The organism is Limnobacter sp. UBA3528 (assembly GCF_002377005.1).
In the GTDB taxonomy this organism is placed as follows: domain Bacteria; phylum Pseudomonadota; class Gammaproteobacteria; order Burkholderiales; family Burkholderiaceae_B; genus Limnobacter.
Genome location: NZ_DFOZ01000043.1, coordinates 45310 through 68509, shown reverse-complemented (window position 1 = coordinate 68509; position 23200 = coordinate 45310). Strand labels below are relative to the sequence as shown.

23 protein-coding genes are annotated in these 23200 nt (G+C 51.8%); 18 read left to right on the top strand and 5 right to left on the bottom strand.

Annotated elements, in window-relative coordinates; genetic code table 11:
- The 4 genes from B4N58_RS12660 to B4N58_RS12645 all read left to right on the top strand — a co-directional run.
- On the top strand, positions 1-422 hold a 422-nt coding region (locus B4N58_RS12660), incomplete at its 5' end, for a VOC family protein (RefSeq protein WP_291749954.1).
- Positions 423-450: 28 nt separating this feature from the next.
- Positions 451-909, top strand: a complete 459-nt coding sequence (locus B4N58_RS12655) for a carboxymuconolactone decarboxylase family protein (protein ID WP_291749950.1) — start codon at positions 451-453, stop codon at positions 907-909.
- A gap of 55 nt (positions 910-964) precedes the next feature.
- Entirely contained in the window at positions 965-1123 is a 159-nt protein-coding gene (locus tag B4N58_RS12650; protein ID WP_291749947.1) for a YqaE/Pmp3 family membrane protein, read from the top strand.
- A 97-nt stretch (positions 1124-1220) separates the two neighbouring features.
- Positions 1221-1442, top strand: coding sequence for a hypothetical protein (locus tag B4N58_RS12645; protein ID WP_291749944.1), 222 nt, complete (start codon positions 1221-1223; stop codon positions 1440-1442).
- A 14-nt stretch (positions 1443-1456) separates the two neighbouring features.
- Here B4N58_RS12645 and rlmF read toward each other — a convergent pair whose 3' ends face one another.
- Positions 1457-2365: a 23S rRNA (adenine(1618)-N(6))-methyltransferase RlmF gene (gene rlmF, locus B4N58_RS12640; RefSeq protein WP_291749941.1), complete on the bottom strand. Its 909-nt coding sequence runs from the start codon at positions 2363-2365 to the stop codon at positions 1457-1459.
- Positions 2362-4374: an AsmA family protein gene (locus B4N58_RS12635; protein ID WP_291749938.1), complete on the bottom strand. Its 2013-nt coding sequence runs from the start codon at positions 4372-4374 to the stop codon at positions 2362-2364. Before B4N58_RS12635 ends, rlmF begins: the two co-directional genes overlap by 4 nt.
- A gap of 160 nt (positions 4375-4534) precedes the next feature.
- Between B4N58_RS12635 and B4N58_RS12630 the strand changes: the two genes are divergently transcribed.
- The 3 genes from B4N58_RS12630 to B4N58_RS12620 are packed head-to-tail and all read left to right on the top strand — an operon-like array spanning position 4535 to position 5537.
- Positions 4535-4684, top strand: a complete 150-nt coding sequence (locus B4N58_RS12630; protein ID WP_008248511.1) for a hypothetical protein — start codon at positions 4535-4537, stop codon at positions 4682-4684.
- Between the two features lie 14 nt (positions 4685-4698).
- Positions 4699-4983, top strand: a complete 285-nt coding sequence (locus B4N58_RS12625; protein ID WP_291749935.1) for a DUF1330 domain-containing protein — start codon at positions 4699-4701, stop codon at positions 4981-4983.
- The gene (locus B4N58_RS12620) at positions 4980-5537 is read left to right on the top strand and encodes a DUF924 family protein (protein ID WP_008248508.1); all 558 of its coding nucleotides are present in this window, start codon (positions 4980-4982) and stop codon (positions 5535-5537) included. Before B4N58_RS12625 ends, B4N58_RS12620 begins: the two co-directional genes overlap by 4 nt.
- Here the strand turns inward: B4N58_RS12620 and B4N58_RS12615 are convergent.
- Together B4N58_RS12615 and B4N58_RS12610 are read right to left on the bottom strand one after the other, a co-directional pair.
- The gene (locus B4N58_RS12615; protein ID WP_008248506.1) at positions 5534-6511 is read right to left on the bottom strand and encodes an HpcH/HpaI aldolase/citrate lyase family protein; all 978 of its coding nucleotides are present in this window, start codon (positions 6509-6511) and stop codon (positions 5534-5536) included. The two genes, B4N58_RS12620 and B4N58_RS12615, sit on opposite strands and share 4 nt — an antisense overlap.
- Positions 6512-6598: 87 nt before the next feature.
- Positions 6599-7585, bottom strand: coding sequence for a malate dehydrogenase (locus tag B4N58_RS12610; RefSeq protein ID WP_008248504.1), 987 nt, complete (start codon positions 7583-7585; stop codon positions 6599-6601).
- A 160-nt stretch (positions 7586-7745) separates the two neighbouring features.
- Between B4N58_RS12610 and B4N58_RS12605 the strand changes: the two genes are divergently transcribed.
- From B4N58_RS12605 to zapE, 11 genes are all read left to right on the top strand, one after another.
- The gene (locus B4N58_RS12605) at positions 7746-8474 is read left to right on the top strand and encodes a GntR family transcriptional regulator (RefSeq protein ID WP_050771143.1); all 729 of its coding nucleotides are present in this window, start codon (positions 7746-7748) and stop codon (positions 8472-8474) included.
- Positions 8475-8670: 196 nt separating this feature from the next.
- Complete coding sequence (gene sdhC / locus B4N58_RS12600) at positions 8671-9084, top strand: succinate dehydrogenase, cytochrome b556 subunit (RefSeq protein ID WP_008248499.1); 414 nt, start codon at positions 8671-8673, stop codon at positions 9082-9084.
- Entirely contained in the window at positions 9084-9464 is a 381-nt protein-coding gene (sdhD, locus tag B4N58_RS12595; protein WP_156799535.1) for a succinate dehydrogenase, hydrophobic membrane anchor protein, read from the top strand. Before sdhC ends, sdhD begins: the two co-directional genes overlap by 1 nt.
- 2 nt (positions 9465-9466) lie before the next feature.
- Positions 9467-11248, top strand: a complete 1782-nt coding sequence (gene sdhA / locus B4N58_RS12590) for a succinate dehydrogenase flavoprotein subunit (RefSeq protein ID WP_008248495.1) — start codon at positions 9467-9469, stop codon at positions 11246-11248.
- 22 nt (positions 11249-11270) lie between these two features.
- Entirely contained in the window at positions 11271-11987 is a 717-nt protein-coding gene (locus tag B4N58_RS12585) for a succinate dehydrogenase iron-sulfur subunit (protein ID WP_008248492.1), read from the top strand.
- Positions 11988-12059: 72 nt separating this feature from the next.
- Positions 12060-12332: a succinate dehydrogenase assembly factor 2 gene (locus B4N58_RS12580; protein WP_008248490.1), complete on the top strand. Its 273-nt coding sequence runs from the start codon at positions 12060-12062 to the stop codon at positions 12330-12332.
- Between the two features lie 26 nt (positions 12333-12358).
- Positions 12359-13666: a citrate synthase gene (locus tag B4N58_RS12575; protein ID WP_008248489.1), complete on the top strand. Its 1308-nt coding sequence runs from the start codon at positions 12359-12361 to the stop codon at positions 13664-13666.
- 308 nt (positions 13667-13974) lie between these two features.
- Positions 13975-16833 carry a 2-oxoglutarate dehydrogenase E1 component gene (locus B4N58_RS12570; RefSeq protein WP_040512368.1) on the top strand — a complete coding sequence of 953 codons (2859 nt, stop codon included), beginning with the start codon at positions 13975-13977 and terminating at the stop codon, positions 16831-16833.
- Between the two features lie 68 nt (positions 16834-16901).
- Positions 16902-18188 (top strand): 2-oxoglutarate dehydrogenase complex dihydrolipoyllysine-residue succinyltransferase, encoded by a 1287-nt coding sequence (gene odhB, locus B4N58_RS12565; protein WP_291749915.1) that lies wholly within the window; start codon positions 16902-16904, stop codon positions 18186-18188.
- Between the two features lie 11 nt (positions 18189-18199).
- Positions 18200-19636: a dihydrolipoyl dehydrogenase gene (gene lpdA, locus B4N58_RS12560; protein ID WP_291749913.1), complete on the top strand. Its 1437-nt coding sequence runs from the start codon at positions 18200-18202 to the stop codon at positions 19634-19636.
- An 82-nt stretch (positions 19637-19718) separates the two neighbouring features.
- Positions 19719-20810 (top strand): cell division protein ZapE, encoded by a 1092-nt coding sequence (zapE, locus tag B4N58_RS12555; protein WP_291749910.1) that lies wholly within the window; start codon positions 19719-19721, stop codon positions 20808-20810.
- Positions 20811-20835: 25 nt separating this feature from the next.
- Here the strand turns inward: zapE and B4N58_RS12550 are convergent, their stop codons facing one another.
- Positions 20836-23199 (bottom strand): Tex family protein, encoded by a 2364-nt coding sequence (locus B4N58_RS12550; protein WP_291749907.1) that lies wholly within the window; start codon positions 23197-23199, stop codon positions 20836-20838.
- Position 23200 lies beyond the last annotated feature (1 nt).

Below are 23200 nucleotides of genomic sequence, written 5' to 3'. Positions count from 1 at the left end.
GACGAATTCACCAGAATACGCACATGATTGAAATTCAAGCCATGTTTCCGGTGATGGTCACTGCGAATCTGGATCAGCAGCGCAATTTTTACACCTCGATATTTGGTTTCGATGCTGTTTTTTTCGAACCTGAATTTTATTTGCACCTGGTGTCGCCTTCCACCGGTGTTCAGCTTGGTTTTCTTGTGCCTGAACATGCCTCGCAGCCCCGGTTTCTGCATTCATTGATGAATACGCAAGGCCATGTCATTACTTTTGAGGTGGCCAGTGCTGCTGCCGCTTACGCGCAGTCGCAGGCACTCAATTTGACAGTCGAGATGCCTTTGAAACACGAAAGTTGGGGGCAGATTCATTTCATAGTAAAAGACCCTGCAGGAATAAAAATTGATATCGTTGAGCACTTGGATTCAGTACCGCAATAGGAATGCGTTAACTACAAGGAGATCGTCGTTGGAATATCGGGTTAATTTGGGCAAAGTGGCCCCAAAGCTTTATCAATCAATGATTTCGTTCGACAAGAAAGTCAATGAGCATGTGGTTGCCTCTGGTATCGAGGAGGGTTTTTCACATTTGCTTCGTCTTCGCGCCTCTCAGCTCAATGGTTGTGCATTTTGTGTTCGGCTTCATACGCGTGATGCTTTGGCCAGTGGCGAGAGCATGGATAGGATTAGCGTGCTTCCAGCCTGGCGGGAGACACAATATTTCAATTCAAAAGAACGCGCATCATTGGCGTTGTGTGAAGCAGTGACATCAATTTCCGATGGTCAAATACCCGACTCTGTGTATCAATACGCCAAATCAGCATTGTCGAGCGAGGAAATCTCGGCAGTGCAGTGGTTGGCGGTGTTGATCAATGCGTGGAATCGTGTGGCAATTTCCAGTCGCTACCCCGTGAGTGATGCCAGTTGATATAGCATTTGGATTGCTTACTCCTCAACTGGTTTATTACTTAAAAGGAAATTGAATGGACCTAGTGCGTATTCTGATCGCCATCTTGTTGCCTCCATTGGGCGTATTTCTTCAAGAAGGGCTGGGCAAGCATTTTTGGATCAACATTGTTCTGACCTTGCTCGGCTATATTCCAGGCATTGTGCATGCGGTGTACATCATTGCGAAGCGATAGCTATCTGGCTTGAACATAGAATTCCAAATACCTTGTATATCGAGTTTGATCACCATCCGTTAGTAGTTGAATAATCACAATATCAAAGGAAATGATCATGCAAGCCACGAAACTGATTGGAATTCTGTTGATTGTTGCCGGCACCCTGGGGTTGGTCTACGGCGGGTTTAGCTACACCGAAGAGTCCACAGCCGCAAAAATCGGTTCATTCGAAATTACAGTTGACCAGGAAAAAGAAGTGAATGTGCCCATGTGGGCTGGCGTGGGTGCAATTGTTGCGGGTGCCTTCCTGTTGTTGGTAGGTGGTCGCCGCCGATAATCAACAAAGCCTGTTCAAGCAAAAGACCACGCCACAATGCGCGTGGTCTTGTTGCCCTGTTCCATTTCAACTTCAAGAATATCTCGTGCGCCAGCATTGCGCATGTGCCACTTTGCCTGTCCCACATTTTCAGCTTTCGACACCAGCGTGGTGAACCACCGGCATTGTTTGCCGAACTGCGCACTTTCATTGATCATGGTTTGCAGAAAACCAATTTCCCCGCCTTCGCACCACAACTCATTTTTCTGCCCGCCAAAGTTCAAGCCTGCTGGCGCTTTTGAGCCAGGTTTTTCTCCACGATTAAAAGCCAGGCTGTTGACCTTGCGCTGATTACTTTTCACGGCCTCTTTTTGTGAAGCATGAAACGGCGGATTGCACACGCTGAGGTCAAATTTCTCTCCCGGTTTGATCACACCTTCAAATATTTTTCGCTTGTCGCGCTGCAATCGCAAGTCGATCAAATGCTTCAAATCGCTGTTGTTGTCCAATATTGAAGAAAGGTTCTTCAACCCAACGGGGTCAATTTCACTGCCACTGCAGTGCCAGCCATACACCTTTGCCGCCAGCAGGGAATAAATTCCATTCGCGCCTGTGCCAATGTCCAGCATCTTCACTTGCCTGGCATCGCTGGCCTTGATCCCGCTGCTTGCGAGTAAATCCGCTGTGTAATGAATGTAATCCACACGGCCAGGAATGGGTGGGCAAAGGTAGCCCTCAGGCACGGTCCATCCTGCAATACCGTAGTGGTGTTTCAACAGTGCACAATTGAGCGCCTTCACCGCAGCGGGCGAGGCAAAATCGATGGAGTCCCGACCATGGTTGTTGGGTTTTAAATATTTTTTCAGGGCAGGGTAAGTCAGCACCAAAGCGTCGAAATCGTACCCGTTTTTGTGGGCATTGTTGGGGTGAAGTGTTTTGGTCAATTTTTTTCTCGCTGGGCCTTGCTGCGCGCTGCCAAATCGTAGCAACCGGTTTTATTGGTATTCTCGGCAGAGTCCGGGGTTCCGGTATCCAAAAAAGGAATCAACGCCGCAAACGGGTTCAGTAACGATAGCAGCACTGCACCTGCTACCTTACCCGCCAGCGGGCCTTTTTCAAGAGACACATCGGGCGAGCCCATGGTGCCAGTAATTAGCAAAGGCGTGCGCAAGCTGACAGGGCTGAAATCCTTCGGTGTCACAACAACCCTCAAATTCAGGGTTTCTGTCTTCATTGAAATGCTGCCATTCACCCACATTGCAGAGTCTTGTGTATCAATCACAAACACCTTGGGTTGCAGTACACCATTGTTTGCATCCAGGTCGGCAAACGCACAGGTCATTTGCAGCACGTTGTCCCCCCGAAACCACACCCCGAGTGCCTCGGCTGCATCCAGGCCAGCGGCTTCAACGATCAGGTGCGACATGGTGCCATCGCGCACCTGTGTTCTCACATTGCCAGCCAAGCTTCCCAGTATTTCTGCAGTCGAGCGGCCTTGCCCCTTCAGTTTGGCGGCACCGTTCATGGTGCCAGTGACATAAGGCGGCTCATTTCCAGCCCTTGGCATATTCAGCCATTGCTCTAGTTGCACATTGGCCCAGTTCAAGTCTGCCTCCCAGATAGCAACATCTTCGCGGCCATCCAGTTGCACCGAACCTGCAAGTTCGCCTTGTGCTGTTTTTGCCTGAATGTCTGAAATTCTCAGAACACCCTGCGTCACGGCCAAGTGTGCTTGCAAGGGCCGAAGTGGTTTCAGTATCTCGCTGCCCAAATCCAGATTATCAATATCAATTTTCACATCGGCATCCATTGCTCTCAGGGAAGGAAGATCAAAGGGTTTGTCCGGCAACACCCTGCCTTTGCTCGTGGCTGCCAAATCCTGTTTTTCAGCGGGTGCCCCAACAGTGGGCCCCAAGTCAGCCAACACCAGTGACGGCCCTTTGAGTTCGCCAGTTAGCAGGGGCTGCTTTTTGCCGCCGTCATACACAAAACTCCCGTTCAAACGACTGTTGCCGATGGTTGCGCTGTCAATCTTGACTTGCCAGTTGTTTGCATTTCGTACCAAGTTGCCTTCTGTGCGAAAGGCTGGCGTGTTTGGCAAAGTGACTCCAAGTGCCTCGCCTGCGGCCGCCAGTGATGAACCACTCACCGCAAACTGCCCGGAAAGCTGTTGCATGCCAAACGCATCGGCCGCCTTACCCTTAAAGTCCAATCGGGCTTTGCCCAAAGACACGTTCAACTCCACCGGGATTGGGTCACCTTGCTTGGCCACCCAAGGCAACACGCCGATTGATTTCAACTGGACATCCAGCTTTTTGCCTTGGTACAAGCCCAGCGCAGCGACCTTGAGCGTATCGGCGCCAACGTCTCCTTCTTGCAAACTGACAGAGGCATCCAGATCAAGATCGAGCGGTTCATCGCGGTATATCAACCGGCCTCTTTGGATGGCCAGCAAACCAAACTCTGGGGCAGGTGCAGAGGCTTTGTCAGACTCGTTTTTGGTAAATTGCCAGGAAGTTCGCCCGTCTTTAAGTCGCTCAAAATTGCCGTCCAGCAAGGCGGCGGTTAGCGATTTGATGCGTAGAGCAGATTCTGGCGCGTTGGCCCACTTGATCAGGTCGCTGTAGCGCAGTGCGAGAGACACATTTTCTGCTCGAACCATGAAAGGTGACTGGCTCCACGCGGGTGAGGCCACTTCAAAATGATTCAAGTTCAATCGAATGCCGCCAATTAACCGGAGTTTAAACTGTGTTGTAGCCTCGTCTTGTTTTGTCAATTGAATGTTTCGTTCCAGTGCCTTGCTCAGCCATTGTTCGGCTGGTTTGGCCAAAAATGGCCATCCCATTAATTCAAGTATGCCCACGGCCAACACAATCAAGGCCAGTAGTGTCGAAGCCAGCAACCGAAAAGGCTTTTGTTGATAGAGCATTTGGGTAATCGGCGTTCTTTTCAAGTGTTGTCCTGATTCTGTGGTGTAAGAATTGAGTGCTTGTTTTCGCACTTCTTGCTGTGGTTAACGCATACTAGCGAGAAGCAGTCAACTTAAGTGCGTTGTACTCGTTATACGGAATATCAAGATTCGATCAATTTCTTTTATTCAGGAAGTATGAAACATGAAAACATTGTTTTCCATGATGGCATTGATGCTCGCTTTGAGCAGTTGTGCAGTGTACACCCCAGCAGGTTCCGTGGTGGTTGATCCAGGTGGCCATGGTGGCGGCGGTCATTGCCCTCCTGGCCAAGCCAAAAAAGGCAACTGCTAAGCAGGCTGGCTCAAATGAGTGCGTATGTAGTTGGCCAAATCAATATCATCGATTCACTCAAGTGGCAGCAGTACCGGGACGAGGTGCCCGGTACTCTTGTTGCCTGGAATGCTGAACTGGTTTTTCGTGGAGTGAAAGCATCTAACTTGGCGCTTCAAAATCCCCACACCGATATTGTCGTGATACGTTTCCCAACGCTTGGTGCGGCCCATGGCTGGTTTCAGTCAGAAGCCTATCAGGCGCTCATCCCGCTGCGCGAGGCAGCCGCACAGGTGCTACTGACTTCTTACGAGGCTTGAATCATTTGCTGGATCCGCTTGCTCGAGAAATTCTGAAGTTCTGGTTCGAAGACATCGAACCGAAGTCATGGTGGGCCGCTGACCCGATATTCGACGAACGAATTCGCCGAAGTTATGGCGAACAACTGTTGAGGGCAGCACAGGGCGAGTGTTATTCCTGGCGTACTTCAGCCAAAGGCCGTCTTGCCGAAATCATTGTTCTGGATCAGTTTTCTCGCAATGTTTACCGCAACACTCCATTGGCGTTTGCACAAGACGCAATGGCTTTGGTTTTGGCACAAGAGGCAGTGGCCAAGGGCGTGTTAAATGATTTAACTCCCGATGAAAGGGCATTCTTGCTTTTGCCTTACATGCACAGCGAGTCTAGAGTCATTCACGTTCAAGCCGAGCATTTGTATCGGGAATGGGCCCCCGAGAACAACTACAACTTCGAGCTTCGACACAAGGAAATTATCGACAGGTTTGGGCGTTACCCGCACCGAAACAAAATTCTGAATCGTGACTCTACCCGCGAAGAACTGGAATTTCTGAAGCAGCCTGGGTCGAGTTTCTAGCCGCCGCGGTTCGATCTCGCATTCAGCACTTCAAAAAAGTACCTGTAGCTCGCCCGGTCGTGCAGCTCTCCCTTGATTTGTATAGGTCCCCAGTCTGCCTTTTGCGCTTCAGTCAAAACCTGAACAGCTTCATCGACTTCAGAATCGGTGGGCAACATCGCCGATACGATGTGCACAATTTGATCCGGGTGAATGCTCCACATCCGTGTAAAGCCAAAGTCTCTTTTCGCGCGTGTTGCATCTTCAGCCGCCATCTCTGGTTGGCGGATGTTGCGGGTGACATTGTGAGAGGGTACTTTGCCAAAACGGTGGCACGCCGCAGAAATTTCAAGTTTTGCCCGGCGGACCAACGGGTTTTCAAACTGCCCCGGCGAGTTGAGTGCCGTTTTTGGAATGGCACTTCGATGGCTTGAAATAAAATCCATGATGCCAAACGAGAGTGACTCTACTTCCTCAAGTCCCGCAATACTGTGTACGGCGGCCAAAGCGCCATGGGTTTCAATTAGTACGTGCAAGGGTGGAGGCTCAACACCTGCCTTGGCACATTGTTCACGGATACGGCCAATTGCCTGTTTTACATCATCGAAATTTTCAGGCTTGGGTAACATCAAATAGGCTGGTGTGGGTATACCTTTCTTCAGCACAATTGGCAGTTCCTGTTCGAACGCAGGGTCTTGCACAGGGTGAAGCCGAACACCGGGTCTTCGGGTTTCGCTGCCGTATCGAGCAGAAAAATCAACAAGGCTATGGGCGGCCCAAGTCGCAATTTCAGTCACCTGGCCCACCACGGCACCGTCTTCCAAATCCAGCGTAATGTCGAAACAGGCGCCAATCTCCGCACGAATCTGCAAAGCTTTCTCAAAGTATTTCGGGCGACCTGTGTAGTGGTCACACACCGGCAGGTTCACCTGTGCATGGTCTTCGCTGTACAAAATAGTCGAAATCGTCGCCAAATCCAGATTGTGCTTCTTCACGCGGTATTCCTTCGCAGTGTTATTTCAAATGCAAATAAAAAAAGCCAGCATCTCTGCTGGCCCTTTTTATCACGAAATGCTCGTAAATTACTTGCCCAGCAAGTGCTTCACGCCTTCGCGCTCTTCCATCAGTTCGTTCAGGGTAATGTTGATGCGCTCTTGGCTGAATGCATCAATTTCCAGGCCCTTCACGATTTCAAACTTGCCATTGGCACAGGTTACCGGGAAGCCAAACTGCGTGCCCTCGGGAATGCCATAAGAGCCATCAGAAGGAATACCCATGGTTACCCACTTGCCGTTGGTGCCCAGTACCCAGTCGCGTACGTGGTCGATGGCAGCATTGGCAGCCGAAGCGGCAGAGGACAAGCCACGCGCTTCAATAATGGCTGCACCACGCTTGCCCACGGTTGGCAAGAAGGTATTGGCGTTCCATTCCTGATCGTTGATCATGTCTTTGACTGAAGCGCCGTCGATAGTGGCGAAACGGTAGTCAGCGTACATGGTGGGTGAGTGATTGCCCCACACGGCCAGCTTTTCGATAGACGCAACCGGCTTGCCAGTTTTTGCAGCAACCTGGCTCAGGGCACGGTTGTGGTCCAAACGCAGCATAGAGGTGAAGCAGTTCGGGTCCAGATCTGGAGCTGACTGCTGTGCAATGTAAGCATTGGTGTTGGCGGGGTTGCCCACAACCAGTACCTTTACAGTTGGCTTGGCGTTGTCGTTCAGTGCTTTGCCCTGAACGGTGAAAATTGCGCCGTTGGCTTCCAGCAGGTCTTTGCGTTCCATGCCTTTGCTGCGGGGGCGTGCGCCGACCAGCAGTGCTACGTCTACGTCTTTGAAAGCGGTTGCGGGGTCATCGGTAATCACCACGCCTTGCAGCAACGGGAATGCACAGTCTTCCAGTTCCATGACCACACCCTTCACTGCGGGCAGGGCGGGGGTAATGTCCAGCAACTGCAGAATCACGGGCTGGTCTTTGCCCAGCATGTCGCCATTGGCGATACGGAACAACAAGCTGTAGCCGATTTGGCCGGCAGCGCCTGTAACGGCAACTCGCATTGCGGGTTTGGTCATGTCAAACACTCCAAAGGATTAAAAATCGAAGGCCATAGTTTAGCGCCAAACGCTGACACCTTGTTGACTAACTTGATGGTTTAGAGGGGATTAACTTCTAAAAGTCCTCTATAAGATATAAGATACACAATAATCCGAAAAATCAGCACCGAGACACAATTTGCAACCCGTTAACCCAACGTTCAGTCCGCTTTATCAGCAAATTAAAGGTTTGCTGCTCAAAAGCCTTCAAGACGGCGAATGGAAGCCGGGTGAGCTTATTCCGTCCGAAACCGAGCTGGCCACCCGCTATGGCGTAAGCCAGGGCACCGTGCGCAAGGCCATCGACGAATTGGCCGCAGAAAACCTGGTCGATCGCAAGCAGGGGCGGGGTACTTTTGTTGCCACGCACAACGAGGCCAAGTCAGAATATCGGTTCCTGCGTCTTGCCGCCGACGAAGAGCCTGGCGTAAAGCCCAAATCCACCTATTTGTCGGTTGAGCGGGTTCGCGCCAGTTCCCAGATCGCCAAGTTGCTCGACATTAAACCCAGCGACTCCGTGTTTGTGGTCAAGCGCGTCATGCGCTTTGACGGCGTACCGCGTATTTTTGATGAAATCTGGTTGCCTGCCTCCCAGTACAAGGGGCTCACGCTTGAGCGCCTTCAGCAGTGGAATTCCACACTGTATGGTTTCCTTGAAAGCAGCTTCAATGTGCGCATGTTGCGGGCCAACGAGCACATCAAGGCGGTTAGCGCACAGCAGGAGCATGCAGACATTCTGCAGGTCGGGGTAGGCACCCCCTTGCTGCTGGTCGAGCGGCTTTCAATGACGTATGCTGACAAACCAGTGGAGCTACGTCGTGGTTGGTACTTGACCGACAAATTCTCATACAGGAATGAATTGTATTGAATTGATACAAGTCTTTTGCGGGCAAAAGAATGCATTTGAACCACTTGGCACACAAAATCAAAAATATCTCGCTTTTAGCCCAAGCTGATTTGGTTCAAAATATATCGTTGTCCGATATTGGTTTTTTTTAAAGGATTCAAGCCGAAAGGCTTAGGGTTTTGGCCCGTTTTCCAATCACTTTTATAAGAACACGAGCATGTCAAACACTGTTGCGAAGAAACGTCCGGTTTACCGGAATATTCATGTCACACAAATTCTGAAATACAGGCTCCCCTTGGCCGGCAAGTTGTCCATTTTGCACCGCGTCAGTGGCGCCGTGCTGTTCTTGGCGCTTCCGGTCATTCTCCTGCCGCTTTTCGACAAAAGCATTACTTCCGAACTCACTTTCCTTGAAATGCAATCGCTGGTCAGCAGTCCGCTGGTCAAAATTGTATTGTTGGGTCTGATCTGGTCTTACTTGCATCACTTCGCAGCCGGCATTCGCTACTTGGTGCTCGACATGCACGTGGGTACCGAGAAGTATGCAGCCAGCAAAAGTGCCGGTATCGTGTTTGCTGTCAGTTTGAGCCTGACCGCCTTGTTCGGCCTGAAACTGTTTGGAGTGTTTTAATCATGGGTAACAACATTGGTTCCAAGCGCCTGGTCGTTGGCGCACATTACGGCCTGAAAGAATGGGTGGCGCAACGCATCACCGCTGTCATCATGTCGGTGTACACAATCGGTCTTTTCCTGGCCGTGCTGTTCACCCCAGATCTCGATTATGCAAAATGGGTCGGTTTCTTCAACTTCACCGTGTTGTCTTTCCCATTGGGCAAAATCCTCGCATTGCTGGCTATTTTGTCACTGTGCTATCACGCCTACATTGGTATTCGCGACATCTGGATGGACTACGTTAAGCCCACTGGTATTCGTCTTGGTTTGCAAGTTTTTACAGCGTTGTGGTTGCTTGGTGCGGCCGGCTACGCTGCTGACATTCTCTGGAGGGTCTAAAAGTGACTGCAGTTAAAACTTCCCTTCCTCGTCGCAAATTCGACGCGGTGATCGTAGGTGCGGGTGGCGCAGGTATGCGCTGTTCGCTCCAGTTGGCAGAGGCTGGTCTGAATGTAGCCGTACTGTCCAAAGTGTTTCCAACACGCTCACATACAGTGGCCGCGCAGGGCGGTATTGGCGCATCGCTGGGCAACATGTCCGACGACAGCTGGTACTGGCACATGTTTGACACGGTAAAGGGTTCTGATTACCTGGGCGACCAGGATGCAATCGAATTCATGTGCCGTGAAGCGCCCAAAGTTGTTTACGAACTTGAACACTTCGGCATGCCTTTTGACCGCAACCCCGATGGCACCATTTATCAGCGCCCGTTCGGTGGCCACACAGCCAACTTCGGTGAAAAGCCTGTTCAGCGCGCTTGCGCGGCAGCCGACCGCACAGGTCATGCCCTGTTGCACACCCTGTACCAGCGCAACGTGCGTGCTCGCACGCAGTTCTTCGTGGAATGGATGGCGCTAGACATTATTCGCGATGCCGATGGCGACGTGGTTGGTGTAACTGCCCTGGAAATGGAAACCGGCGAAATGATGGTGCTGGAAGCCAAAACCACAGTGTTCGCCACTGGTGGTGCGGGCCGTATTTGGGACGCCTCCACCAACGCCTTCATTAACACCGGCGATGGCATGGGCATGGCAGCCCGCGCAGGCATTCCGCTTGAAGACATGGAATTCTGGCAGTTCCACCCCACGGGCGTGGCCGGTGCTGGTGTATTGGTCACTGAAGGTGTTCGCGGTGAAGGCGGCATTCTGCTGAACAGCGAAGGCGAGCGTTTCATGGAACGCTATGCACCAACCTTGAAAGACCTGGCTCCACGCGACTTCGTGTCACGTTCCATGGACCAGGAAATCAAGGAAGGTCGCGGTTGCGGCCCCAACAAAGACTACGTATTGTTGAAGCTCGACCACTTGGGCGCTGACACCATCATGAAGCGTTTGCCCTCGATTCGTGAAATCGCGATCAAGTTCGCCAACGTAGATCCGATCAAAGAACCGATTCCCGTGGTTCCAACCATTCACTACCAAATGGGCGGAATTCCGACCAACGTGTATGGCCAGGTTGTGGCGCCCAAAGTACCGGGCGGTGCCAGTGAAATCGTCAATGGCATGTACGCCATTGGTGAATGCGCTTGCGTGTCTGTGCATGGCGCGAACCGCTTGGGCACCAACTCCTTGCTCGACTTGATCGTGTTCGGTCGTGCAGCCGGTAATCACATTGTGAACAGCAATTTGAAGGCCCGTAGCCACAAGGAACTGCCTGCCGATGGCACAGACCTCACTTTGGCTCGTGTTGACAAACTGATGACATCCACCAGCGGCGAAAACACCCGTGTTGTGGCCGATGCAATCCGCAAGGGTATGCAGTACCACTGTGGCGTGTTCCGCACCACGGAATTGATGGAAGCTGGCGTGACCAAGATCAATGATCTGGCCAAGCAAGCCGAGCACATTCACCTGAAAGACAAGTCCAAAGTGTTCAACACCGCTTTGGTAGAAGCCTTGGAGCTGGCCAACCTGCAGGAAACTGCGAAGGCCACCATGGTGTCTGCGGCAGCGCGTGAAGAAAGCCGTGGCGCGCACGCGCACCGCGACTTCCCTGAGCGTGATGATGACAAGTGGATGCGTCACAGTCTGTGGTATTCCGAGGGCAACCGCCTCGACTACAAGCCAGTGAACCTGAAGCCACTGACAGTTGAAACCTTCCAGCCTAAAAAGCGGACGTTCTAATCAAGGTTAAGAGGTACAGAAAATGAGCGAAAAGAGAATCGTACGTTTTGAAATTTATCGCTACGACCCGGACACCGGCGAAGCGCCAAAAATGCAAAAGCTGGAAGTTGAGCTGGAGCCAACCGACAAAATGTTGCTTGACGCGCTGATGCGCATCAAGAGCGACGTGGACGAGTCAATCGCCTACCGTCGTTCATGTCGTGAAGGTGTGTGTGGTTCTGACGCCATGAACATCAACGGCAAGAACGGTTTGGCTTGTATTACCAACCTGCGCGACCTGAAGCAGCCTATCGTATTGAAGCCCTTGCCCGGTCTGCCAGTGGTACGCGACTTGATCGTGGATATGACTCAGTTTTTCAAGCAGTACCACTCGATCAAGCCTTACTTGGTGAATGAAACGCCTCCCCCAGAAAAGGAGCGTTTACAGTCACCCGAAGAGCGTGAAGAGCTGGATGGTCTGTATGAGTGCATTTTGTGCGCCTGCTGTTCAACCAGCTGTCCATCATTCTGGTGGAACCCCGACAAGTTCGTGGGCCCGGCAGGTTTGTTGCAAGCCTATCGTTTCATTGCTGACAGCCGCGATCAAAGCACGGGCGAGCGTTTGGATAACCTGGAAGATCCTTACCGTTTGTTCCGCTGCCACACCATCATGAATTGTGTGGACGTGTGTCCGAAAGGCTTGAATCCTACCAAGGCCATTGGCAAGATCAAGGAATTGATGGTGCGTCGCGCCGTCTAGAACCCTTGTTCGGATTTTTTTATTCAAATCGGGGTTGTGCACTGCAAAACCCCGTTTTTTTTGTTGTAGTTTATGTCTAATCAGAGTCATCAGGCGGATCCAACTCAACGTGCCCGTTTACGCTGGCGCGCCAGGCGAGGCCTATTGGAAAACGACCTGATTATCGAACGATTTTTCGACAAGCATGAAATGGAATTGACCAACGATGACGTGCAGGCATTGACTGTGCTGTTTGAAGAGGTTGACAACGTCCTGCTTGACCTATTCCTTGGCCGAAAAGAGCCGGAAGGGGATCTGGATACACCTGATGTGCGCAAGGTAATCCAGATGATGCGAGAACTTTAATTTCAATCCCATTAGAAGGAAATCCGATGAGCACAGAACACAAGGCCACGCTGTCGTTTACTGACGGCACCCCTTCGGTAGAATTTCCCATTCACAAAGGTACCATTGGTCCCGATGTGATCGACATCCGAAAGCTGTACGGATCCACCGGTAAATTCACCTACGATCCAGGCTTTTTGTCCACAGCCTCTTGCAATTCATCCATTACTTACATCGACGGCGACAAGGGCGAGCTGCTGTACCGCGGCTACCCCATTGAGCAATTGGCTCAAAACTGCGACTTCATGGACGTGTGCTACCTGCTGCTTAACGGCGAACTGCCCAACGTATCTGAAAAGCAGACTTTTGACGACCTGGTGACCAAACACACCATGGTGAACGAGCAGATGAATTTCTTTCTGCGTGGTTTCCGTCGTGACGCACACCCTATGGCTGTGATGACCGGTTTGGTGGGCGGCATGTCTGCTTTCTACCCAGATTCCATGAATTTGCTGGACAAAAACCAGCGCGATATTTCTGCGATCCGCTTGATTGCCAAAATGCCAACCCTGGTGGCCATGGCCTACAAATACGGCATTGGCGCACCAAACATTTACCCAAAGAATGAACTGAGCTACACGGCCAACTTCATGCGCATGATGTTCGGCAATCCTTGTGAAGAGTACCAAGTCAACGATGTGCTGGTACGCGCCATGGATCGTATCTTTATTTTGCATGCCGATCACGAGCAGAATGCATCTACCTCTACCGTACGCTTGTGTGCCTCTTCAGGCACCAACCCGTTTGCAGCAATTGCGGCAGGTGTGGCCTGTCTATGGGGCCCGTCGCATGGTGGTGCGAACGAAGCCTGCTTGAACATGTTGACTGAAATTCAGGCCAACGGTGGCGTCGAGAAAATTGGCGATTTCATTGCCAAGGTAAAAGACAAGGATTCAGGCGTTCGCTTGATGGGCTTTGGTCACCGTGTTTATAAAAACTACGATCCACGCGCCAAGCTGATGCGTGAAACTTGCCACGAAGTATTGAATGAGCTGGGCTTGCATGATGACCCATTGTTCAAGATCGCCATGGCCCTGGAAAAAATCGCTCTGGAAGACGAGTACTTTGTAAAGCGCAAGCTTTACCCGAACGTGGACTTCTATTCCGGCATCGTTCAAAAGGCGATCGGTATCCCTGTGCCTTTGTTTACAGCCATCTTCGCGCTGGCCCGTACCGTGGGCTGGATCGCCCAGTTGAACGAAATGATCGCAGACCCCGAGTACAAGATCGGTCGTCCTCGTCAGTTGTTCAATGGTGCAGCGCACCGCAACGTGAAGCCAATCGACCAGCGTTGATTGGTAGCTCAGTTGAAATGAAAAAAGCCACCTCCGGGTGGCTTTTTTCATTTTCACCACATTTTTCACATTCATCCTCGTTAGGGCTTTAGTGCCCTTTCTCTAATCTGCTATCCTTTGGACTTAACTCTTAAAGCAGTCCTTTTTGGCTGCTTTTTGCTATCTGGTTAGGGGCAGGGGCTCCACAAACCAGACGGGGAGTGCGGTTTAACCCACGTGTGTAGGGATTCGGTCCGATGGCAATAGCCAAGGTCGAGTCCGAACCCCACATCTTTGAAACGAGAAACTCGGAAAAAGGTGAAGCGCAAATGATGCGATCATTTCAACAAAACTCGTATTTGTTCGGGGGCAATGCGCCCTATGTCGAAGAAATGTACGAGGCCTACCTGGACAACCCAGGATCCGTGCCAGACAAATGGCGCGCCTACTTTGACCAAATGCAAATGGTGCCTTCCGCTCACGGCGACGTGAACGAGAAAGACGTGGCCCATGCGCCTGTGGTTCAATCTTTTGCCCAACGTGCCAAAAAAGGCTTCTTGCAGCCGCAGATCCAGTCTGCCGACTTGGAAGTCGCCAAAAAACAGGTGCATGTGCAGTCCATCGTGGCAGCATACCGCTTCCTGGGATCACGTTTTGCAGATCTTGATCCGCTCAAACGTCAGGAGCGCCCGAACATTCCAGAGCTGGATCCTGCCTTCTACGGTCTGACCGAGGCGGACATGGACATCATGTTCTCGGCAACCAATACTTATTTTGGTCAAGATCAAATGACCCTTCGCGACATCGTGAAGGCTTTGCGCGACACCTATTGCCGTTCGATCGGTATTGAATACATGCACATCAGCGACCCCGCTCAAAAGCGCTGGTTGCAAGAACGTATGGAAACCAGCTTGGGTACTGCCCAGCTGTCGGCTGAAGAAAAATTACACATTCTTGAGCGCCTTACCGCAGCGGAAGGCCTTGAGCGCTATTTGCACACCCGCTATGTGGGTCAAAAGCGTTTCTCGCTGGAGGGTGGTGAGTCCTTTATCGCCTCGCTTGATCACGTGATTCAGCGTGGTGGCGCGAATGGTGTGCAAGAAACCATCATCGGTATGGCCCACCGCGGTCGCCTGAATGTGTTGGTGAATATTTTAGGCAAAAGCCCAAGCCAGTTGTTCGAAGAATTTGAGGGTAAACACGCCGATGACCTGCCAGCGGGTGACGTGAAGTATCACCAAGGCTTTTCATCTGATGTCACCACCCCCGGTGGCCCCATGCACTTGTCCTTGGCCTTCAACCCCTCGCACCTTGAGATCGTTAACCCGGTAGTAGAAGGGTCTGTCAAGGCGCGCCAGGAACGCCGTGGCGACAAGGAAGGTAAGCAGGTATTGCCAGTGTTGGTACACGGCGATGCGGCGTTTGCGGGTCAAGGTGTGGTCATGGAAACGCTGAACCTGGTGCACACTCGTGGCTACGGTACAGGCGGTACGGTTCACATCGTGATCAACAACCAAATCGGTTTCACCACGTCCGATCCTCGAGACAGTCGTTCCACGTTGTACTGTTCAGATGTGGTCAAAATGATTGAGGCGCCGGTATTCCACGTGAATGGTGACGATCCTGAAGCAGTCATTTTTGTGACCCAGTTGGCGCTTGATTTCCGCATGGAATTCCAGCAAGACGTGGTCATCGACATTGTCTGTTTCCGTAAACTGGGCCACAACGAGCAAGACACTCCCGCCGTTACTCAGCCATTGATGTACAAGAAAATTGGTCAGCATCCTGGTACACGTGCCCTGTATGCTGAACGTCTGGTCATGCAAGGTTTGTTGAAAGAAGACGGTCCTGAAAAACTGGTGGCTGATTTCCGGGCAGCGATGGACGAGGGCAAGCACAACCGTGCAGACCCAGTACTGACCAACTACAAGAGCAAGTTTGCGGTGGATTGGTCTCCTTACTTGAATAAAAAGTGGACCGACGCAGCGGATACTTCCGTGCCTATCTCTGAGATCAAGCGTTTGTCAGAGCGCATCACCACCGTGCCCGAGAACTTCAAGGTTCACCCCTTGGTACAAAAGGTAATTGCTGATCGTGCTGCCATGGGTCAGGGTGAAACCCTGCTCGACTGGGGCATGGGTGAACACCTAGCGTATGCCTCGCTTGTATCTTCAGGCTATGCTGTTCGCATGACCGGTCAGGATTGCGGACGAGGTACCTTTACTCACCGCCACGCTGTTTTGCATCATCAGGGCCGTGAAAAATGGAACGAGGGCACTTATGTTCCCCTGGAGAATATCTCTGAGGGACAGGCACCATTTACTGTGATCGATTCGGTTTTGTCGGAAGAGGCAGTTCTGGGTTTTGAATATGGTTATTCCACTGCGGAACCAAATACATTGGTCATCTGGGAAGCCCAGTTTGGCGATTTTGCCAACGGTGCCCAAGTGGTGATCGACCAGTTCATTTCTTCCGGCGAAGTGAAGTGGGGGCGGGCTTCTGGCCTGGTCATGATGCTGCCTCACGGCTACGAAGGTCAGGGTCCAGAGCATTCCTCCGCGCGCATTGAGCGTTATTTGCAACTTTGCGCCGAAAACAACATGCAGGTATGCCAGCCCACCACGCCGGCTCAAATTTTCCACCTGTTACGTCGTCAAATGATCCGCTTGTTCCGCAAGCCTTTGATCATCATGACGCCGAAGTCTTTGTTGCGTCACAAGGAAGCCACGTCTTCTTTGCAAGACCTGTCCAAAGGCCACTTCCAGACCGTGATTGGTGATCAGGGTGACCTGGATGCCAGCAAGGTCAAACGCGTGGTTCTCTGTTCTGGTCGCGTCTATTACGACCTGATCGCGGCTCGTCGCGAACGCAACATCAAAGACGTTGCGATTGCACGAATCGAGCAGCTTTATCCATTCCCGCACAAGTCGCTCAGCGCTGAATTGCGCAAGTACCCGAATGTGACTGATGTGGTTTGGTGTCAGGATGAACCGCAAAACCAGGGCCCCTGGTTCCAGATCCAGCACAACGTACTGGAAAATCTGTCCGAGGGTCAGCGTCTGGGTTATGCGGGGCGTCCGGCTTCAGCTTCTCCGGCCGTGGGCTATTACGCCAAGCACAACGAACAGCAAAAATCGCTGATCGATGCGGCATTTGGCAAGCTCAAGGGTTTCGTGGTTACGAAATAAATACAGGACGCGGGCTGGCCATGGTGGTCGCCCGCACTTGAACAAAGAATTCAAAAGGAAAATATTCCATGGCAATCGTAGAAGTGGTCGTACCACAACTGTCCGAATCTGTCGCCGAAGCAACGCTGTTGAATTGGTACAAAAAACCCGGTGACGCTGTAAAGCGTGATGAAAACCTGATCGATGTAGAGACTGACAAAGTGGTGCTTGAAGTGCCCGCACCGTCGGCTGGCGTGATCGTAGAAATTTTGTGTGAAGACGGGGCAACCGTTGTCGCTGGTCAGGTTTTAGCAAAAATTGACACCGAAGCAAGTGCTTCCGCCAGTGCACCTGCCGCGCCATCTGCTCCAGCTGCATCTGAGCCAACCCCAGCCCCTGCAGCATCAGCTTCAACCCCTTCAGCCAGTGTAGATGGCTCAGTCGCTATGCCGGCAGCAGCCAAGATGATGGCTGAAAACAACCTAAGCCCTGCTCAGGTCGCAGGCTCTGGAAAAGATGGCCGCATCACCAAAGGTGATGTAATTGGTACCTTGAGTGCACCGGCTGCAGCGCCTGCTCCCGCAGCAAAGCCAGCAGCAGCCCCCGCTGCCGCCAAGCCGGTCAGCTTGTTGCCTGAGGTGAAGGCTCCTCTGGATCCTTCCACGCTGATTGAAGGTCGCCCAGAGCAGCGCGTTCCCATGAGCCGTTTGCGCGCTCGCGTTGCGGAACGTCTGGTGCAGTCTCAACAAACCAATGCCATTCTGACCACGTTCAACGAAGTGAACATGAAGCCGGTGATGGACTTGCGTAACAAGTACAAAGACAAGTTCGAAAAGGAACATGGTGCCAAGCTGGGCTTCATGGGCTTCTTCGTCAAAGCTGCAGTTGCGGCCTTGAAAAAGTACCCTGTACTGAACGCCTCTGTTGATGGCAATGACATTGTGTACCACGGCTACTTCGACATCGGCATTGCGGTGGGTTCTCCACGTGGTCTGGTTGTGCCCATCATTCGCAACGCGGATCAAATGAGTATTGCGGACATCGAAATGAAGATTGCCGAGTTTGGCCAGAAAGCCAAAGACGGCAAGCTGAGTCTGGACGACCTCACTGGCGGTACATTCTCGATTTCCAACGGTGGCGTGTTCGGTTCCATGTTGTCGACTCCAATCATCAACCCACCTCAGTCTGCAATTTTGGGCATTCACGCCACGAAAGAGCGTGCTGTGGTTGAGAATGGCGAAATTGTGATTCGTCCCATGAACTACCTCGCGATGAGCTACGACCACCGGATTATTGATGGTCGCGAAGCTGTACTTGGCTTGGTTGCAATGAAGGAAGCCCTGGAAGACCCAGCACGCTTGCTGCTGGAACTGTAAAGGGGATATTCATGAGCACACAATACGATGTAGTAGTGATTGGTGCGGGTCCTGGCGGTTACATTGCTGCGATCCGTGCAGGTCAGTTGGGGATGAAAGTAGCCTGTATCGAGGGCAATGCTTACGACGATCCCAAGGGTGAGCCACGCTTGGGCGGTACCTGCCTGAATGTGGGCTGTATTCCGTCCAAGGCCTTGCTGGCCTCTTCGGAAGAGTTCGAGAAGATTGCCCACCATGCGGAAGACCACGGCATCACCGTGACTGGCGCAAAAATGGATGTGGCCAAGATGATCAAGCGCAAAGATGACATCGTTGCCAAAATGACAGGCGGCATCCAATACCTGTTCAAGAAGAACAAGGTCACGCCCATTAAGGGTTGGGCCAGTTTTTCTGGCAAGGTCGATGGTGGTTTCGAGCTGACCGTGAAAAGCGCGGCTGGTGAAGAAAAAGTAACAGCCAAACAGGTTATCGTTGCGACAGGTTCCAAGGCACGCCACTTGCCAGGTATCACTGTTGATAACGAAATGATTTGCGACAACGAAGGTGCCCTGAAATTTGGTGCTGTTCCCAAGAAATTGGGTGTGATTGGCGCGGGTGTTATCGGTCTCGAGTTGGGTTCAGTTTGGCGCCGTTTGGGTGCGGATGTAACCGTGCTTGAAGCAATGCCCAATTTCCTGGCGGCGGCCGATGAAGGCGTGGCCAAGGAAATGCAGAAGATCTTCACCAAGCAAGGTTTGAAGATGAACATGGGCGTGAAAATTGGTGAAGTGAAAGCCAGCAAGAAAGGCGTTACTGTGGCTTACACCGATGCCGATGGCGCAGCCCAGAAGCTGGACTGTGACAAACTGATTGTGTCTGTAGGACGTGTTCCGAACACCGATGGCTTGAATCTGGAAGCGGTTGGCTTGAAAACCAATGAACGCGGCCAAATCGACGTGGATGCCCACTGCCAAACTTTGGTGGCTGGTATTTACGCGGTTGGCGACGTGATTCGCGGTGCCATGCTGGCGCACAAAGCCGAGGAAGAAGGTGTGATGGTTGCTGAAATCATGGCTGGTCAGGCTGGTCATTGCAACTACGACACCATTCCGTGGGTTATTTACACGTCGCCTGAAGTGGCCTGGGTTGGAAAAACCGAGCAGCAGTTAAAGCAGGAAGGTCGCAAATACAAGGCAGGTCAGTTCCCGTTCATGGCCAATGGCCGTGCACTGGGGCAAGGTGATTCCCAAGGTTTTGTGAAAGTGTTGGCCGATGCCACCACCGATGAAGTCCTTGGTGTGCACATCATCAACAGCCATGCGTCTGATTTGATTGCGGAAGCTGTAATGGCCATGGAGTTCAAGGCTTCTTCTGAGGACATTGGTCGCATTTGCCATGCGCACCCCAGTTTGTCTGAAGTGGTTAAAGAAGCCGCGTTGGCTTGCGACAAGCGTCAACTGAACGGTTAACATCCTGTTCATTGTCGATCCGAAACGGCTGGTGAATTGCTTCATCGGCCGTTTTTAATTCTATTGATTCAAATTCATCATCGTGAACGTTCAGGAATACTACAAACAAACGTTGGCCGAACGTGGCTATCAGTCGGATGCTGCACAGCAAAAGGCTGTGGACCGTATGCAGCTTTTTTATGATGAGTTTGTTGAATACAAGAAAGCACGCAGCAGCGTGATTAAAAAATTCCTGAACCGACCAGCTGTGCCCAAGGGCTTGTACCTGTGGGGTGGTGTGGGTCGCGGAAAAAGTTTTTTGATGGATTGCTTTTACAACTCGGTAACAGTACACCGCAAGGTACGTTTGCATTTTCATGAGTTCATGCGGGGTGTGCATGCTGAACTTGATGATCTCAAGGGAGTGCAGGACCCGCTGGACGAGGTGGCAGCGCGAATTGCCAAACGATACCGTTTGATTTGTTTTGATGAGTTTCATGTGTCGGACATTGCCGATGCCATGATTCTGTATCGCCTGCTCGATGGCCTGTTTGCCAACGGCGTTACTTTCCTGATGACCTCGAATTACAAGCCAGATGACTTGTACCCGGATGGTTTGCACCGTGATCGTTTATTGCCAGCCATCGCCTTGCTGAACAAGCAACTGGATGTGATCAATGTGGATGTTGGTGTTGATTACCGCCGCCGTACCCTGGAGCAACTGAACACTTATTTGATGCCGCTGGACGAAGGCGCTGACAAACAGTTAGGCGAAGATTTCAAGCGTTTGGCCGAGGTGGCCGATGAGCCTGCCGAGTTGCAAATTGAGTCTCGCGTGATCAAAGCGGTACGTCGTGCGGGTTCTGTGGTGTGGTTTGATTTCCCCACCTTGTGTGGCGGTCCGCGCTCGCAAAACGATTACCTTGAAATTGCCAGCCAGTTTCAAACTGTGATTCTCAGCGGCGTGCCAAAAATGGGTGCTGGTATGGCCTCAGAGGCACGCAGGTTCACCTGGCTGATTGATGTGCTCTACGATCACAAAGTCAAGCTGATTATGTCGGCTGCTGTGGAACCGGAAGAACTGTACACCGAAGGTGCCATGGCGCACGAGTTCTTCCGCACGGTGAGCCGCATTGTTGAGATGCAGTCCAAAGAATATCTGGATTCGCCCAAGCGAAACGCTGTAAAACTTTAAACAGCGTTCACCCTGCTTTTGAGTTTTACTTGTTACTCTTTGCCTTTGCAAATGCGGCAGCAAATGCATTGTTGGCAAAACCTGCGCCTTGTTGTGAATTTGAACCGGAGTTTCCACCGCGCCTGTCACCACGGGGATCGCCTGCACGGTTGGCTTGAACCTGTCGTCCAGCATTTTGTCCCGGTGCAGCTTTTGGCACATCATCGCCCATTTTCATAGTCAATGAAATCCGTTTGCGCGGAATGTCGACTTCAAGTACTTTCACCTTCACAATTTGACCGGTCTTCACCACAGCATGCGGGTCTTTCACAAACGTGTTGGACAAGGCAGAAACATGTACCAACCCATCCTGATGCACGCCAATGTCGACAAAGGCACCAAAGTTTGCCACGTTGGTGACCACGCCCTCTAGTGTCATGCCAGGTTTCAAGTCAGCCATGGTGTGGACTTTGTCATCAAACTTTGCGGTCTTGAAGCTAGGGCGTGGGTCACGGCCAGGCTTTTCAAGTTCTACCAAAATATCCTGAACGGTGGGTAGACCAAAACGTTCATCGACAAATTCAGTCGGTTTCAATTCCTTCAGCACGTCCCGATTGCCCACCAAGCTACCCACGGGTTTTTTGACTTTGGCTGCCATTTTTTCGACCACCATGTAGGCCTCGGGATGCACAGAGGAAGCATCGAGGGGATTATCTGCACCATGAATTCGCAGGAAACCTGCGGCTTGCTCAAATGTTTTGTCGCCAAGCCGGGGCACTTTGCGCAAGTCTTCACGGCTTTTGAATTTGCCGTTGCTGTTTCTGAATGAAACCAATGCTTTGGCCACTGAAGCGTTTAGCCCTGATACGCGAGACAGCAGTTGTTCCGATGCAGTATTCACTTCGACACCCACTGCGTTCACGCAATCTTCAACCACCGCATCCAGCCGCCCGCTGAGTTGACGTTGATCCACATCGTGCTGATATTGGCCAACACCGATTGATTTCGGATCGATTTTAACCAGTTCAGCCAAAGGATCTTGAAGGCGGCGTGCAATGGACACTGCACCGCGAATGCTTACATCAAGATCCGGTAGTTCAGCCGATGCCAACGCGCTGGCAGAATACACCGAGGCACCTGCCTCGCTGACCATTACCCGTGTGGCTTTCAGTTCTTTGTGTTGAGCGAGCAGGTCGGCCGCCAATTGATCCGTTTCCCGGCTGGCTGTGCCGTTACCAATCGCGATCAACTCGACATTGTGCTTCATGCAAAGCGCAGCCAGCAGGGCAATGGATTCATTCCACTGTCGGCGAGGCTCATGTGGGTAGATGGTGGCGTGCTCAACCACCTGGCCTGTGCTGTCAATTACGGCCACTTTTACTCCAGTGCGAATACCAGGGTCCAGACCCATGGTGGCTTTTCCCCCTGCGGGGGCTGACAACAACAAGTCTTTCAGGTTTTTACCAAACACGGTTATTGCATCAGCCTGTGCTGCATCGCGCAGCGTACCAATCACCTCACTTTCCAGGGTGCTGGCCAGTTTGATTTTCCATGTCCAGCGGCATGTTTCACTCAGGAATTTACCGCGCGGGCTTTCATCGCGTTCAATGCCATGCAGGCGAGCAATTTCCGATTCAAAAGGATGGGGTGCACGGGGGTTCTCAGCCTCCCAAACTTCGGGCAGGTCTACCTTCAATGTCAGAAACCCTTGTTCGCGGCCACGAAGCATGGCCAACATGCGGTGCGAAGCTGTGCTGCTCAGGGGTTCCTGATGTTCAAAGTAGTCTTGGAACTTGATTGCTTCGCTGGCTTTTTCTGGCACCACCGCAGCTCGAATGGCACCCTCGGCTTTCAAACGATTTCTTAGAAGTGCCAGCAAGGCAGCGTTTTCTGAAAACTGTTCGGCCAAAATGTCGCGGGCACCATCCAGTGCTGCTTTGGTGTCGTTGATTTGATGTTCTGTGTTCAGGTAAGCCGCAGCCAATAATTCAGGCACGGCTTGTTTATTCTGGAAAATTTCATCCGCCAGTGGCTGCAGGCCTGCCTCACGCGCTATTTGTGCCCGTGTGCGGCGTTTGGGTTTGTAGGGCAGGTAGAGGTCTTCAAGCGTTTGTTTGTTCTCCGCCTTTTCAATTGCTGCTTTCAGTTCAGGGGTCAATTTGCCCTGGCTTTCAATCGATTCAAGAATACTGCTACGCCTGTCTTCCAGTTCGCGCAAATACACCAGGCGCTCTTGAAGGTCACGAAGCACCGCATCGTCCAACCCACCTGTGGCCTCTTTTCGGTAACGGGCGATGAAGGGCACTGTGGCACCTTCGTCCAACAAATCGACGGCTGCCTTGATTTGTGATTGTGCGGCACCCAATTCTTGAGCCAACTGGGCGATAATTCGATTTTGAACAAGCGACATG